Source organism: Bifidobacterium sp. LH_419, from assembly GCF_056356955.1.
Genome location: NZ_JBKEVG010000014.1, coordinates 37,142 through 53,411, shown reverse-complemented (window position 1 = coordinate 53,411; position 16,270 = coordinate 37,142). Strand labels below are relative to the sequence as shown.

Genomic DNA, 16,270 nt, shown 5'->3' with positions numbered 1-16,270 from the left:
CGATACGATATTCCCGCGGCCAGCGGCCGCTCCTCTACTCTCTCCCAGTCCGCTTCGCGGACAGCCCGTCCGCAATTACGGACAGCCTGCGGCTGACCCCACATCGGCTCGCTGCCGCCCGCCTTCGCCTACGGAGAGCCCACCGGGCTCTCCGTTTCACGGCTCAGCCCGTCAGAGGGGGGCCACCCCTCAGTCGGCTTCGCCGACAGCTCCCCCTAAAAGGGGGAGCAAAAGGAATGGCATGCGCCGTCAGACACATGCCATCGCCTTGCTCCCCCACGCATGTGGGGGAGCTGTCCGGCGCAAGGCCGGACTGAGGGGGAACCCAGCGCGCTACGCGCGGCGCTTGCGCCAGACGGTCAGGGCGACACCCGCGGCGGCGAGCACGGCCACCACGCCGAGCACGGACGCCACGGCGGCACCCGTCCTCGACAGAGCCGCACCGTTGCCGGACGGTTTGGCCGTCGGCTTGGCCGCGGTGCCATTACCAGCACCGTCACCAGCACCCGGCTTGGTCGCGGAACCGTCACCGTTACCGTTGTTGTCGCCAGTGCCCGGGTTCGGGTTCTCCGAATCCTTCTTGACGAGGGTGACCTTGTAGGTCTTCGTGGTGGTGCCGTCGGCGGCGGTGACCTTCACGGTCACCACGCCGTCGGCCACGGCCACATCGGCCGAAGCGCCGGCGTCGGTGGTCTCGGCGGCCACGTCGGCCACGGTCACCGCGGCAGGATCGTCGACCTTCAGCGTCGCGCCCTTGTCGGACGCGGCGTCATCGAGCGACACCTCGGAACCCGCCACCGTGAGCGACTTGAGCGACGCATCGGTGGACACCGGCTTGTCGGCCACGACGACCTTCAGCGTGACGTCCTTCTTCGACTGGTCAAGCTCCTCGCTGGTGGTCATGTCGATGATCGGCGTGCCGTCTGCGCGGAAGTGCACCGGGAGGATGCCGGCGTCGCGCGCGGTGTTGCGCGAACCGTTGGTCATTGCGTGGTACACGTTGTACACGTCACCGTACGGGTCGGTGAAGTAGGAGTTGTGGCCAAGACCGAACTGGTCGGCGAAGGTGCCGTTGTGCAGCCACGGGTAGTTCGACTTCGTCCAGCTGGACGCCTTGGTCAGGTCGGAGCCCACGTTCGCGATCAGCATGCCGGTCGCGTACTGCGGGGTGACGAGCTGGGCGGAGAACACCATGTACACCTTGCCGCCGGAGACGAGCACGTTCGGGCCCTCGTTGACGCCGTCGAGCTCCCATCCCCATTCGGGGCGCATGATGCGCTGCGGCGTGGTGAGCGCCACCCACGGCTTGTCCGGATTGACTTCGGCGATGGAGACATTGGCCTTGGCGCCGGCGCGCTCCTCGTCACCCTGGCTCCAGGCGATGTAGGACTTGCCACCCGCCTCGAAGTAGGTCATGTCGATGGTCAGACCGAGGTTGGAGAGGTTGTCGAGGCTGCCGTCGGCGAGCTGGCGCTGCACACGGTGCTCGATCCAGTCGGCGGTCTTGGTCGGGTCGCCGCCGTCCTTGAGCTCCATGATGTACGCGACGGGTGCGGTGCCGACCCAGTTCGGGCCGCCGTAGGCCTTGTCGGGCACGGTGGCGTAGAAGCAGTACAGCTTGCCGTTGATGACGTGCAGCTCCGGCGCCCAGTGGTAGCCCTTGTGGCCGAGTCCGTCGTTGTCGCCGAACAGGTAGGTGTCCTGGCCTTCGACCTTGTAGCCGCCGTCTGCGACCACTCCGGCCTTCTGGTCCTTGAGCCCGGCGAGCGTGTCGGAGGAGCGGATGAACAGCGTGTGCATGCCGCCCGCGTCGGACGTGCCCATCGCGTAGTACTTGCCCTTCCAGTACACGATGTTCGGGTCGGCGCGGTTCTTCATCATCGGGAACTGCTCGGAGTAGTTCTGCTGGTTGATGGTGCCGCTGATCGTGTATTCGCCGGCCTTGGTGAGGTCGATGTTCTTCAGCTCGTCCTGGTTCCAGTTGACGCGGAAGTCGAAGGTGGAACCGTCGGAGTAGGTGGCGGTCGCGGTCGCGCCCTTGGAGAGCAGGCCGTTGTCGAGCGTCGTGCCGCCATTGACCTGCTGGAGCAGCTCCTGCTCGGTGGTCTTGCCCGCTTCGACGGTCACGGTCTTCGGGGCTTCGACGCCCGTGTTGTGGACGCGGCCGAGCCGCTCGGTGACGGCGGCCGCGGCGGCCTTGGTCAGGGCGATCGTGTTGCCGCTGCCGGCGAGTGCGTTGGCGACGCCGCTCAGGTCGGCCTGCGTACGCGCGAAGCCGACACCGGTCTTCACGTCGGAGAACGTCTTGAAGTCCTTGGTGGTCACGTAACGGCTGACGCCGCTGGTCTTCCAGGAGATACGGTATTCACCGGTGGAAGCGTCGTAGCCGGCGGCGATGGTACCAGCGTCGAACAGCGTGGCATCGTCGGTCACCTGGACCATGTCGCCGCGTTCGTCGTCGTTCGGCTTGCCGGACCACTCGGTCAGGTCGCCGGACGTGGAGAAGGCGATCTTGCCGCCATCCACGCGGTTGCCGTTGACGTCGGTGAAGACGGCCACGTACGCGTACTTGCCGTCCTTGAGCTGGAACAGGTACGGGTCGACGAGTCCGCGGACATCGGTGGTCTGCGTCGGATAGCCTTTGTCGTTCTTCGGACCGACGGTGATCTGCGCTTCGGCGAACGCGACGCCGTAGTCACTGTTCAGTGCGGTGTAGGAGGAACCATCCGCGCTGAGCGCGAGATGGAGGGCGTCGCCGACGCGCGCGCCACCGTTGATGGAGTGGTCGCGCGTGTACGATGCGAGCGTCTCGGCGCTCTTCGGCATGACGCGCACGGCGGTGAACTTCTTCGTCGCGGTCTTGCCGTTCAGCGTGACGGTGGCGGTCAGGTCGACGGTCTTCTCGGCATCACCGGAAACGCCGACCACCGTGCCGTCGTCCTTCACGAGCGACGTGTCGGACGACTTCCACGCGACGGTCGCGCCGGGAGCGGCGGCGACGGTCGCGGGCAACGTCGCGCCGGCGGTGAGCTGGTAGTCGACGAGCAGTCGGTCCGCGGCCGCGTCGGCGGTGGTGATGGCCGCGGTGACGACCACCGTGAACTGCTTCGTGTAGACGACACCGTTCACGGTGGAGGACGCGGTGAGCGTGACTTCGGTGTCCTTGGCGGGCGCCTTCACGACCTTGCCGTCATTGCCGAGCACGGTCGTGTCGGACGACGACCACGCGAGCGGGTTGCCGAGTGCATCGGTCGCGGGCAACGTCACGCCGGTCTCGGTGGAGCCGGGCACGGTGACGCCGTCCCAGATCATCGCGTCGGAGACGTAGGCGGCCTTCCACACCTTGATGTTGTCGAGTCCGCCGTTGTAGTACTTGTCGCCGTTCCACGTGGACTTGCCGAACGTGACCGGCAGATCGGCGCCGAGGTCGGAGAGTTTCGTGGTCACGTTCCTGTTGATGCCCTTGAGCGCGCCGTCCTGGAACACGGCGATGAAGCTCGGGCTCACGGAGATGCGGTACGTGTGCCACACGCTGGACGTGTTCGTGTTCACGGTCACGCCCTGCTCGGCGCGGTTGGAACCCTTCGTGATGGCGGTGTACACGCTGCTCGGGCGCAGACGGGAGAAGAAGTACTTCTGATTGTCGTTGCCGATTGCGAACGAGAAGAAGTTGTCGTTGTCTGCCATGCGCGACTTCGAATCGAACTGCACGGTGAACGAGTCGGTGCCGTTGAGCAGGCCCTTCGGCAGCTCGAGGTACTGGCCGTCGTTGCCGCGCAATTGGACGACCTTGCTGGTGAAGTCGCCGGGCTTGCCGTACTCGACGTTGTCGCCCTTGATGGTCAGGTCGTTGCCGTGGCCGGAGACGTCCTTGCCCTTGTCGTTCTCATCCTCGAAATCATAGGATGCGAGCAGGTTCGCGTCCGTGAGGCCGCCATCGGCCGGATCAGCGGCCATCGCGGTGCTCGGCCCCAAGGCCAGCCCCGCGAGCATGACCGGCAGCGCCGCAAGGGCCGCCACCGCTTTCTTCCAATTCCCCATGATGCTCCTTCGGTAAGGGGATTTCTTCCTTCGATATTCAGTTATGTGGTGAAGTGTGTTGGGTAAAACTGCCTCCCTCTGAGGGGACATCGCCGTGAAGCAAACGCCGGAGGCGTTTGTAGGCGATGTGCGAGCCGACAGGCGAGCCGATGTGAGGTCAGCCGCAGGCTGTCCGTAATGGCGGACGAGGTGTCATCGCGAAGCGATGACGGAGGGAGAGACCACGGCCGTAGGCCGCGGGAACATCGAATCGGTCTTCGGCCGATGCCGTTTCCTCAGCGGCTCACGCCGCAGTCTCTCCCCCACCCGGCTTCGCCGGGAGCCCCCTCGTCAGAGGGGGCCAATTCGCACGGTCGGCTCAGGCCTGGCGCTTGCGCTGGATGGTCAGGGAGACGCCGGCGGCGGCGAGCAGGACCGCCACGCCGAGCGCACCGGCCACGGCGGTGCCCGTCGCGGACAGGCCCGCGCCGTTGCCGTTCGGCTTGGTCGCGGAACCGTTGCCGTTCACGGAACCGGCTCCGGCGTTGCCGTTGCCGGCATCACCGTTATCACCCGCGTTGCCGCCGTTTCCACCGTTTCCGCCGTTATCACCGGAATCCTTCGCCTTGACGGTGATCTTCAGGGAACCGGAGACGCCGTTCTTGGCGGTGGCGGTGATCGTCGCGTCGCCGGCGGCGCGCGCGGTCACGGCGCCGTTCTGGTCGACGGAGGCGACGGTCGCGTCGGAACTGGTCCACACGAGACCGGCGGCCGCGGCGTCGCCCGCGTCGCCGGACCACGTGATGTCGGCGGCGAGCTGCGCGACGTCGCCGACGGTGAGCTGCTGCTTGCCGCTCACCGTGACGGCGGTGACGACGCTCTCACCGGGCTTGTCCGGGTCGACCGGCGTCTCGCCCGTGCCCTTGACGGTCACGGTGACGGTGACGGTGCGGTTGGCGGGCGCGACCTCCTGGTCCTTGCTCAGCGACATGTCGAGCATGCCGTTGGCGCGCACGTTCACCGACTTGACCCACGTGTTGCGGTCCTGGTCGAACAGGCCGCCGGCCGCGCTGCCGGAGTGGGGCTCCGGGTAGGGGCGGGCGTGGTAGGCCATGACGATGTTGCCGGCCTCGTCGTGCACGAGCGAGATGTGGCCGGGGCCGGCCTGCTTGCGCTCGTACGAGGTCTCGTCGGCGCCGTACTTGCCGGTGTAGGTGTCGTTCGTGTCAATCGACGGGAAGTCGGCGGTCGTCCAGCTGGCCGGGTCGGTCAGGTCGGCGTCGAGGGAGGCGCGCATCACGTTGGTGTTGTAGTACTTGTCCACCGTGGCGCCCGCGTACGCGATGTACACGTACTTGCCGTGCGCGAACATGAACGGTGCCTCGACGATCGCCTGGTCCGAGCCTTCGGTGTTGTCGCCGGGGGTCGGGGACTGCTTGCCGTACTCGAACTGCTGGCTCACCTGGTAGATGTGCTTGAGCGAGCCGTCGACGAGCGGGGTGACGCCGTCGCCCATCTTCGCCTTGGCGAGGTACAGGCCGGCGCTCTTCGGGAACAGCCAGTAGCCCTGGGTCTTGCCGTTCTCTTCGCGTTCGAAGTACGTCACGTCGAACGCGGCGCCTTCGAGCACGGTCGGCTCGCCCCAGTTCTCGGCCTTGAGGAAGCCGCCGTCCTTGATGGACTGCTCGTCGCCGGTGTACGGGATGAGGATGGTGTTGTTGCACCAGCCGCCGTTCACGCTCGAGGCTCCCTTATGGAAGCCGGCCACGATCCACCACTTGCCGTTGATCTTGTGGAACTCCTGGGCCCAGATGAACGCGCTCCACCCGTAGAACGAGTCGGGGTACTGGTCCTTGTGGCCCGGAGTGCCGTTCTCCGGCTTGATGATGATGTGCTCCTCGGCGCTCTTGAGGCCGTTGATGGTCTTCGCGCGCTTGAGTCCGATGGAACGGTAGCTGTTCTTCTGCAACGTGCTCGGATCGGTGGACTTCACCTCGTAGGTGGAACCGGTGAGGTAGTAGTAGCCGTCGTCCTCGTTGTAGAAGATGTCCGGATCGGCGCGGGCGTCGTTATACATGGCCTCGTCGGTCTGCTTGACGGTGCCCTGGACCTTGATCGAACCGCCCTTCGACTTGTCGAGCGATGCGAGCTGATCGGCGATCGAGTCGGTGTTCCAATCCACGTCGAACGACTTCGTGGAGTCATCGTTGTAGGTCATCGTCGCCTTGGTCTTGGCGACGTCCTTCGCGATGGATTCCGCGGTGGCGTCCTTCGCGTCCGCCTCGACGCCCTTCACGGAAACGCCGGTGTTCTGGAGGTCCACGTAGTTCTTGTGGAACTTCGCGAACTCCGTCTGGCTCACCGTGAACGCGCTGGTCTGGCCTTCGCCGGCCCACGCGGGCAGGCCGTCGGTCGCGCCGGACACGCCCATCTGGGCGGCGTCGGCCTTGTACAGGCCCGTGACCTTCGCGGAGGCGGTCAGGTCGGAGAGCACGGCCACGCGGCCCTCGCCAGTCAGGCCGTCGGTGAAGAACACCTTGTAGCCCTTCGCGGCGGCGTCATAGACGATGCGCGGGTTGGTGACGGTATCGGAGGAGGACAGCGTGATCGCGCGCTGGTTGGTGAACGTCGCGCCGTCGCCCTTGCCGTCCCACACGTAGATCGCGCCGGTCGCGTTGTTCTGCGACGCGACGACGCCGAGCGTGCCGTCCGCGGCGCGGTAGAACGTGGGCGAACCCATCTGCGCGTTCGGCTTGGCGGACTGCGAGCCGTCCCACTTGACCGACAGGATCGACTGCGCACGGTTCAGCGTCGTCCACGTGGCCTCGCCCGCGGCCTTGTCGGCCACATACAGCGAGTCCGCGCGACGATCGTCGTTGTAGGCGAGCGGATCGTACTTCGCGCCGTTCTGGTCGCTGCGATCGACGTCCTTGACGTAGGACGCGATCTGTCCGCCGTCGTCGAGAATCGTCGCGTCCGCCGTGACCGGCGTCGCGACGCCGTCGATCGTCGCCGTGAGCGCGACCTTCACGGGCGCGCTTCCGGCGGCAGGCAGCGTGACCTTGCCGTCCGCGGCGACGAGCTTCGCGCCGTCGCCCGCGGCCTTCCACGTGACCGTCTTGCCGAGCACGGTGGACGGCAGGTCGTCGGTGATGCGCGACGGGATGGCGAGCGCGGCGGCGTAGTCGGTCTTCGCGCCTTCGACGCCGAGTTCGTCGGCGGTGAGCGCGCGGCCGGTGATCGTCAGGTTGTCGAGGAGTCCGGTGAAGTATTCGCCGTTGCCCCAGTTCGCCTTGCCGATCTGGAGGATGCCGCCGTCGGCGCCGAGGATGTCGGTCAGGACCTGGCCGTTGGTGTTGACGGCGACGAGCTGCTGGTCGACGTACAGTTTCGCGGTCTTGCCGGCGATGACGATGTCGACGTGCTTCCAGCCTTCGTTCTTCGCGGTGGTGGAGAGGTTGCCGGAGGAGTCGCGACCGCTCGCGTTGTTGTAGCGTTCGACCGTGATGCCGGTGGTCTTGTCGAGGACGCCGACGTAGTGCTCCTTGCCGTACTCCTGCTTGGTGGCGTTGGAGGCGGCGAAGAACGTCCATCCGGTGTTCGCGTTGCCCGCGTCGGGCTTGGAGTCGTAGGAGATCGTGACGTCGGTCTTGCCCTTGAGGAGCGGGGAGCCGTCCTTGGCGGTGACGTTCAGCCAGAAGTCCTTGCTCAGCTTCACGGCCTTGCCGTCCTTCGCGTCCTTGGAGTCGGCGAGCGCGGCGGTGCCCTGCGTGGCGCCGGTCGCGTTGCCGCCGTCGAACGTGCCGTCGGCGGAGGCCTTGTCGAACGTGAAGTCGGCGAGCTGGTCCGGGTCGGTGGGCTCGGTCGGCTCGCCGCTGCCGTCGTCGACGACCTTCACTGTGGCGGTGACGGTGATCGCGGTGGAGCTGTAGAGCGGACGGTTCTTCTGTGCGGTCGCGTTGTCGACGAAGCCGCCGGTCTGCTTCCAGCTGTTGTTCGCGTTCGCGCCGCTGTTGATGAGGTCGTCCTCGTCGGTCTTGGCTTCGCCGGCCGTGTTGGTCCACTTCCAGTGGTTCTTGTTCGCGCCGATCGTGTCGACCGTGCCGGTGACCGTGTACTCGCCGGGCTTGGCGGTGTCGACGCCGGAGACGTCCCACGTGACGTCGCGGTCGGCGGTGCCGTAGCCGTTGGCGAGCGTGACGGTCTGCGTCTTCGGGAGCTTGGACGTGACGTCCTTCGCGTCGGCGTTCTGCTTGACGGTCACCTCGTCGTCGACGGAGAGGTTCTGGTTGTCGGAGGCCTTCGCGTCGGCGTTGCGGATCGCGTCGTACTGCGCCTTGGTGAGGGAGACGACGCCGCCGTGCTTGGTGTTCGCGGTGAGGAAGAAGTTGGTCTCGCTCACGTTGAGCGGCGTCCACGGGTTCTCCGCGTTGAGGTCGGTGGCGATCAGCGGGTTGTAGCCGTAGCGCGCGCCGGAGGCGACGGAGCCGTAGTTGTCGACGAACAGGATCCACTTGTTCTCGCCGTTGACCTTGAACGCGTTCGGGCCTTCCTGGGAGGAGCCGAACGTGCTGCCGATGTTCTTCTGGCCCATGACCCAGCCCTTGGCCGGATTGGTGGCGCCCTGGTCGCCGCGCCACCAGTCGGCGCGGTCGGTGTACTCCATGAAGATGCGGCCGGATCCGCTCATGCGGTAGGAGCGGCCGTTGTTCTGGGTCATCGTCGTGTCGATGGTGTTGCGGTTCACCGCGCTGTTCGGCACGAACACGCCGCCGAAGTGGTAGGTGTCCTGCGTGAAGTCACTGGTGTAGCCCCACACGACGTTGTTGTTCTTGGAGCCGCCGTCCACGCTTGCGGAGACGGACCAGTACATGACGAACGCGCCGCCCTTGGCGGAACCGTTGTCCTTGCCGTCGTCGTTGAGGTCGTAGAAGTCGGGGACCCACGTGGCTTCGGGGGCCCACGCCATGCCGATGTTCGAGATGGTCTTGCCGGTCACGCTGTCGGTGAGCGTGGTGTCATGCTTGCCGTTCTCGTCCACCGCGGTGTCGAGTTCGGTCATGTCGTCGAAGTGGATGAGGTCCTTCGAGGCCCACACGTGCAGCTTCGTGCTGTAGCCGTTGGTCCACGCGGTCCAGTTGGCGTTGTCGCCGCCGAACACGCGCAGGTCGGTGGCGAGGATGTAGTAGGTCTTCGCCTGCGGGTTGTAGGCGATGAACGGGTCGCGCACGCCGGTCGTGGATTCGTTGCTGGCGAGGATCGGCTCGCCGCCGTTGAGCGTATCCCACTGGTAGGGGTTGTCGCCGCGGGAGATGTCGAGGTAGATCTTCTCCGCGTAGCCCTTGTTGTTCTCGATGAAGTGGACCATCGCGTAGCCGTACGGATCGTCGGCCTTGACTTCCTTGACGGTCACCTTGATGCTCGCCGTGACGTTCGCGGCGGCGGTGGAGGTGGCGGTGATCGTGGCGGTGCCGGCTTTCTTGGCGGTCACGCTGCCGCTCGCGTCGACGGTGGCGACGGCCGGGTTGTCGGACTCCCACGTGACGGTCGGCTCGGCGGACGCCGGTTCGACGGTCGTGGTGAGCGAGGTGGAGGAGCCTTCCTTGAGGGTCAGCGTGCCGTCGTCGGCCACGGCGGAGCCGCCGATGTGCAGCTTCGTGGGCGAAGCGACGCCGAGGTCCGCGGCGGAGAGGGCGGAACCGTAGATGGTGAGGTTGTCGAGCAGGCCGGTGAAGTATTCGCCGTTGCCCCAGTTGCCCTTGCCGATCTGCAGCACGCCGCCGGAGCCTCCGAGAATAGTGGAGAGCTCCTCGCCGTTCACGTTGCTCGCGACGAACTTGCGGTCGACGTACAGTTTCGCGGTCTTGCCGGAGATCACGAGGTCGACGTGCTTCCACGCGTCCTTGGTGCCCGCGTTCTGGTCGATTGTGGCGACGTCGCTGTTGCGGCCGTTCAGGTAGCGTTCGACGCGCGTCTTGTTGGTCTGGTCGAGCACGCCGAGATAGGTGGGCGCGTTGCCGTTGACGCCGTTCGCGTTCGGCGCGGCGAACACGGTCCATGCGCCGCCGGTCGCGTTGGCCTTGGAGTCGTAGCTGATGGTCACGTCGTTGAGGCCGGCGAGCAGCGGGCTGCCGTCCGACTTGGTGACGTTCAGCCAGAAGTTCTGGCCGAGCTGGGCGGCCTTGCCGGCGTCATCGTTCTGGCCGGCGACGAGGTTCGCGGTGCCGTTGACGGTCGCCTTCGCGTCGCCCTTCGCGCTCGTGAACGCGGCGGTTCCGTTGTCCTGCGCGGCCGGGTTGGCGTTGAAGTCGAAGCTGGCGATCGGGTCGACGGCGGTTGCGGCGGCCGCCTTGGCGGACTTGGTCGTGTCGGCGGCGGCCTGCGCCTGGGCCTGGGCCTGGGCGGCACGCAGCTGCGCGGTGGATGCCGTCGCGGATTGCGTGGCCGTGGTCACGGCGTCGTCCGCCGACGCGGTCATGGGCAGGATCAGTCCCATGCCGAGCGTCGATACCGCGGCCACGATGGCCGCGAGTCGTGTGGCTCTCTTCACTGAGATTCCTTCCTCGGATTTCCTCAAGTTCCTTCGTTGGATTGCGTTCGTCTACCGCGCGCCTGCCCCCTCAGTCCGGCCTATGGCCGGTCAGCTCCCCCACATACGTGGGGGAGCAAAGGGAATGGAACGCGCCACGCAGCACAACCATTCCTTTGCGCCCCTTTCAGGGGGAGCTGTCGCGCGAAGCGCGACTGAGGGGGGGGGGGACTCGATGTCTGGCAAACGAACACCCGATTTGTAATTTTGTTACCAAATCGTTATCGACGACCGGCCGCCAATCCTCCTCAAGTGGCGTGTTTCGCCGTCGCCCTCCTTCACGGCGCACGCGACGCCGCAATCGGTTTCCTTCGCCGGAAACGCCCGCCGCACCCGCAATCCCAGTCACCACAACGTTTCCCGGAACAACGTTTTCGCACGGCCGGCTCCCCGGCTCTTGTGCCCCTCATTATACTGTGAACGCTCACTTTACTTAAGCGCTTACAACGAGACCTCGTTCGGCCGAGGGCCGCATAGGCCCCCTCTGACGAGGGGGCTGTCGGCCACAGGCCGACTGGGGGAGAGACGGCGGCCGCAGGCCGCAGGAAACGGAATCGGCCTTCGGCCGATGCGATATCCCCGCGGCCTGCGGCCGCTCTTCTTCCCTCCCTCCGTCATCGCTTCGCGATGACACCTCGTCCGCAATCAAGGACGGCCTGCGGCCGGCCCCACATCAGCTCGCCTGTCGGCTCGCACATCGCCTGCAAACGCTTCCGGCGTTTGCTTGACGGCGATGCCCCCTCAGTCGGCCTACGGCCGACAGCTCCCCCTGAAGGGGGGAGCAAAGTAATGGCATGCGCCGTAAGGTGCATTCCGTTAGCCGGCACCTCGTAAGAAAACGCTTTTCGTAAGCGGTCACATTGCTGTCATCACGTGTCCTCCCTTGGTTTATAATTGAAGCGTTTCAATTTGCATGTCAACGATAACATACTTACAACGAGGTAGCTCATGCATCACGTCATCACGCGGGCAACGGAACGCCCGCGACAAGACACCGACGCAGTCATAGGCACAAGTACAGGCCGGAACACCGGCATCATCCGGCGCACAGGCATCATCCGGAACATCGGCACGACCAGGACGCCGGCGCGCATCCTCTGCGCCCTGCTCGCCGCGGCGGGCATGCTCATCGCGCCGATGACGGCCACCGCCGCCGAAACCGCGCGCCCCGCCCCGACCATCACCGGTCTCACCACCGATTACCTCACCAATCCGGTGGGCGTGGAGACCGACGGCGTGACCTTCGGCTGGCGGATGGACTCGAAGGTCATCGGCGCCACGCAGTCCGCCTACCAGATCGACGTCACGGCCGACGGCAAAGGCACGGTATGGTCCAGCGGCAAGACGGACGGCGGCACGTCCGTCGGCATCCCCTACGCGGGACCGGACCTGACCGATGGTACGGCGTACTCGTGGACCGTCACCGTCTGGGACGGCGACGGCGCGAAGGCCGTCTCCTCCCCCGCCACGTTCGAGACCGGCGTGACCGACACCAAGCAATGGCAGGACGCGCAGTTCATCCGCATGAACAAGTCGTCGAGCGCCCCGATCTTCCGCACCGAGCGCAAGGTCGGCAGCGACATCGTCTCCGCCCGTCTCTACATCACCGCGCTCGGCGCCTACCAGGCGTATCTGAACGGCAAGGAGGTCGGCGAGACCCAGGCGGACGGCACCGTCACGCACGACCATATGAATCCCGGATATGGCAACGGCGACGTATCCCTCGGCTACCAGACCTACGACGTCACCGGCTATCTCAAGGGACAACGCGACATCGCCCTGTCCGTCGTGGCCGGCAACGGCTGGAAGTTCGGCCTGAACACGACGGCCGCGCAGCCGGCGGTCAAGGCGCTGCTCGCCGTGACCGGCACGGACGGCGACGTCACGTACATCCCCACCAACACCACCGACTGGAAGGGCACGCTCAGCGGCGGCATCCTCAAGAACGGCGTCTACTACGGCGAGGACTACGACGCGCGCGTGGCCGACCGACTGGGCGATTTCACCAAGGTCGGCTACGACGACGGCGACTGGACCGGCGCGGACGATACCGCCGCGACGGTCGTGCCGAAGCTCACCGACACCTTCGACACCGCGAAGGCGCGCTACGTGCGGCTTTCGGTGAGCGCCACCGGCCCGGCCATCAAGGAGGACACCAACGAGAACCGCCTGCAGATCATGGAGATGGGACTGTACGCCGACGGCGACGGCACCGGTACCGGCTCCGGCACCACCAATCTGCTCAAGGGCCTGACCGCGCAGGCGTCCGACACCTTCGACTGGGATGACACGTGGGGCGTGGCGAAGCTGACCGACGGCGACGACGGCGTCGAATCGGACGCCGGCTACTCCAGCGGCGTGCTCGCCAACAACCAGAGCGAGGTCGCGCTCACGCAGCCCATCACGCTCACCTTCGACCTGGGCGAGGCGAAATCATTCGACAGGCTCACGCTGCAGCCGCGCGTGCAGGCCGATTCGATCGACGGCGTGCAGGCGGCCAACTATCCGAAGGACTACACGCTGCAGATCTCCGACGACGGCGAGCACTGGACCGACGTGACCACGAAGCACGTGGACTCGCTGCGCAACACCGTGCTGCACCCACAGACCGCGATGCCGGCCGTCACCACCTCGTTCGACGAGACCACCGCCAAGGACGTGCGCGTGAGCGTCTCGCAGTCCGGACCGGCCAACGCGCAAGACAACGAGAACCGTCTGCAGATCATGGAGATGCAGCTCACCGACGCCGACGGCGACGTGGTGTCCGGCGGCGTCACGCCGACCGTGTCCGACACGTTCACCGGCGGCGGCCAGTGGAAGCCCGCGAACCTGACCGACGGCGACCTGGGCGAGACCAGCGATGCGGGATGGTCCAGCGCCATCCTCGGCAAGGGGAACGTCACACAGGACATCGACGAGCCGATCACGTTCGACTTCCACTTCGACAAGGCCGTCTCCATCGCCGGGCTGACGATGACCCCGCGCACCAAGGTCGATTCCGTCCTCTCCGGCACCGCCGCGAACTACCCGCAGACCTACTCCGTGCAGGTCTCGAAGGACGGCGGCAAGACCTGGACCGACGTCAAGAGGAATGTGGACGCCGGCAGCGTGCGCAACACCGTGCTCGCCGGCGCGCTCGCGCTGGGCACGACCACCTACGCGGGGAAGATCGTCGCCAAGCCGGGCCTGACCGGGCGCATCGTCGACGCGTTCTCCGCCGAACCGGTGTCCGCCACCGTGTACGAGGGCGACGCCGCGACCAGCGAGTTCGCCGGCGGGCAGGTGAACGTCGTCGACTACCGCGCCTACGCGAAGCCCTCCGACGCCCTGTACCAGTCCGCGTACACGAACGTCGCCAAAGGCGACAGCCTCTTCGGCAGGAACGGCCTCACCCTGAAGAAGGGACAGACGATGATCATCGACATGGGGCAGAACCTCACCGCCGTGCCGACGCTCACCTTCGCCGCGGCCTCCGGGACCAAGGCGACCGTCCGGTTCGGCGAGATGCTCAACGACGGCAGCGCGGTCGGCAACGGCAACACGCAGGCCGACGGGCCGAAGGGCTCGATGTACCAGAAGAACCTGCGCAACGCCCGTTCGCAGGCCACCTACGTGTTCGACGGCGGCGGCAGCAACAGCAACAACGGCAACAGCAGCAACGGCAAGGAGACCTACCAGCCGCTGATGTCGTACTTCGGCTACCAGTACATCGAACTGACGGCCACCGCCGACATGACCGTGTACGCGGCGAAGTCGAACGCGCTCTCGTCCGTGAGCCGCCAGACCGGCACGATCAGCACCGACAACGCGCACGTGAACAAGCTGTTCTCGAACACGCTGCACGGCCAGCTGAGCAACTACTACACCACGTCCACCGACTGCCCGCAGCGCGACGAACGTCTGCTGTGGACCGGCGACCTGCAGGCGTTCGCGCAGACCGCCACCTACAACTTCGATTCGGTCGCGTTCCTCGACGACATCCAGGACATCCTCGACGAGAACACGATGATCAAGGGATACACGCCCTCGGTCGCCGACCAGCTGAGCGGCTACTTCAGCAACCAGGCGGCCGGCTGGAGCGACGCGCTCATCATCGACGCCTGGGTCATGTACCAGCAGACCGGCGACGCGTCCATCCTCTCCCGCAGCTACGAGGCCCTGACCAAGTACATGGACTTCATGATCGCCGGCGAGCGCGGCCCCGACCAGGCGCGCGTGACCGGCGACAAGAACTTCGGCGACTGGCTGTCGTTCCAGGGCACGAACGTGAACATCATGGCCGACTACTACTACGGCTATGACGCGCAGCTCATGGCGAAGATCGCCGGCGTGCTGGGCAAGTCCGATGACGAGGCCCGCTACGCGGCCAAGTTCGAGGCGATCAAGGCGAAGTTCCTCGCCACGCACGTGACGTTCACGGACGGCACCCTGACCATCAAGTCCGGCGACACCGCGAGCAGCAAGAACCAGTTCCAGATGAACCTGGGCAAGGGCGGCACGTGGGAGGACAACTCCCAGACCGCGCTGCTGTGGATGCTCAAGCTCGGCTTCTACGATTCCGACGCGATGCGCGAGGCCGCGACGAAGCTGCTGGTGGACAACATCCGCAACGAGAACCCGGCCGAAGGCTCGGTGCGCGCGAACATGGCGAAGAACTCGCTGGCCGTCGGCTTCCTCGGCGCGAACGTGATCGCCCCGACGCTCACCGACGCCGGCCAGTCCAGCGTCTCGTACGACCTGCTGCTCAACGACGCGCAGCCTTCGTGGCTGTTCGAGGTGAACGCGGGCGCGACGACCATCTGGGAGCGTTGGAACTCCTACACCCCGGGCGTCGGCTTCGGCGATTCCGAGATGAACTCGTTCAACCATTACGCGTACGGCGCGGTGGTCGAATGGATGTACCGTTACATGGCGGGCATCGCCTCCTCCGAGGACGCCCCCGGCTTCAAGCACATCGTGCTGCAGCCGACCATCGACACCGGTGACCAGTACAACGACGAGAGCCGCATCTCCCACGCCAAAGGCACCTACGATTCCTACTACGGCACGATCGCGTCCGAATGGACCAGCACCGGCAAGGGTGCGGCCTCCACGTTGAAGACCTACAAGGCGACGGTTCCGGCGAACACGACCGCCACCCTGTACCTGCCCGTCGCCGAATCCGCCGCCAAGGGGTTCAAGGACATCGCCGGAGTCACCTACAAGGGCATGACCGAGCACAACGGCGTCGAGACCGCGCGCTTCGAGCTGGAATCCGGCGGCTACGCGTTCGAGATCCGCGACGGCGCGCTGTCCGCCGCCATCGCCGATGGCTACACGGCATCGTCCGGCGAGACGAATCCGGATCAGCCGAATCAGCCAGACAATCCGAATCAGCCGAACCAGCCGGGTGATTCCGGCGACGGCGACGACAGCGACGGCACCGGCACCGGCGCGAACGGCTCCGGCAACGGCGCCACCGGTTCCGGCGCGAACGCCGCCGACACGAACGCCGCGCACGGCACGACGCTGTCGCACAGCGGCGCGGCGGTGGCCGTCGCCATCGCCGCGACCGCGCTGTGCGCCGCGGCGGGCGTCGGTCTCACCGTCTGGCGCAAACGTCACGTCTGACACGACGACGATGACGGCATGACGACGGCGTCGCCGCGGTGATTCCACTGC

General features: G+C 66.2%; 3 protein-coding genes. 1 reads left to right on the top strand and 2 read right to left on the bottom strand.

What is annotated here, in order from left to right:
* Positions 1–333 precede the first annotated feature (333 nt).
* Positions 334–4,041 (bottom strand): family 43 glycosylhydrolase, encoded by a 3,708-nt coding sequence (locus tag AC1AYX_RS08930; protein ID WP_476503147.1) that lies wholly within the window; start codon positions 4,039–4,041, stop codon positions 334–336.
* 358 nt (positions 4,042–4,399) lie between these two features.
* On the bottom strand, positions 4,400–10,570 hold the full coding sequence (locus AC1AYX_RS08925) for a LamG-like jellyroll fold domain-containing protein (protein ID WP_476503146.1): 6,171 nt from the start codon (positions 10,568–10,570) through the stop codon (positions 4,400–4,402).
* A gap of 987 nt (positions 10,571–11,557) precedes the next feature.
* On the opposite strand from AC1AYX_RS08925, the gene AC1AYX_RS08920 reads away from it, so the two are divergent.
* Positions 11,558–16,219 carry a family 78 glycoside hydrolase catalytic domain gene (locus tag AC1AYX_RS08920; RefSeq protein ID WP_476503145.1) on the top strand — a complete coding sequence of 1,554 codons (4,662 nt, stop codon included), beginning with the start codon at positions 11,558–11,560 and terminating at the stop codon, positions 16,217–16,219.
* Positions 16,220–16,270: the final 51 nt, after the last annotated feature.

Excerpts from the sequence above, each read along its gene's own strand:
- AC1AYX_RS08920 (WP_476503145.1), top strand. The coding sequence starts at position 11,558 with ATGCATCACGTCATCACGCGGGCAACGGAACGCCCGCGACAAGACACC.
- AC1AYX_RS08930 (WP_476503147.1), bottom strand. The coding sequence starts at position 4,041 with ATGGGGAATTGGAAGAAAGCGGTGGCGGCCCTTGCGGCGCTGCCGGTC.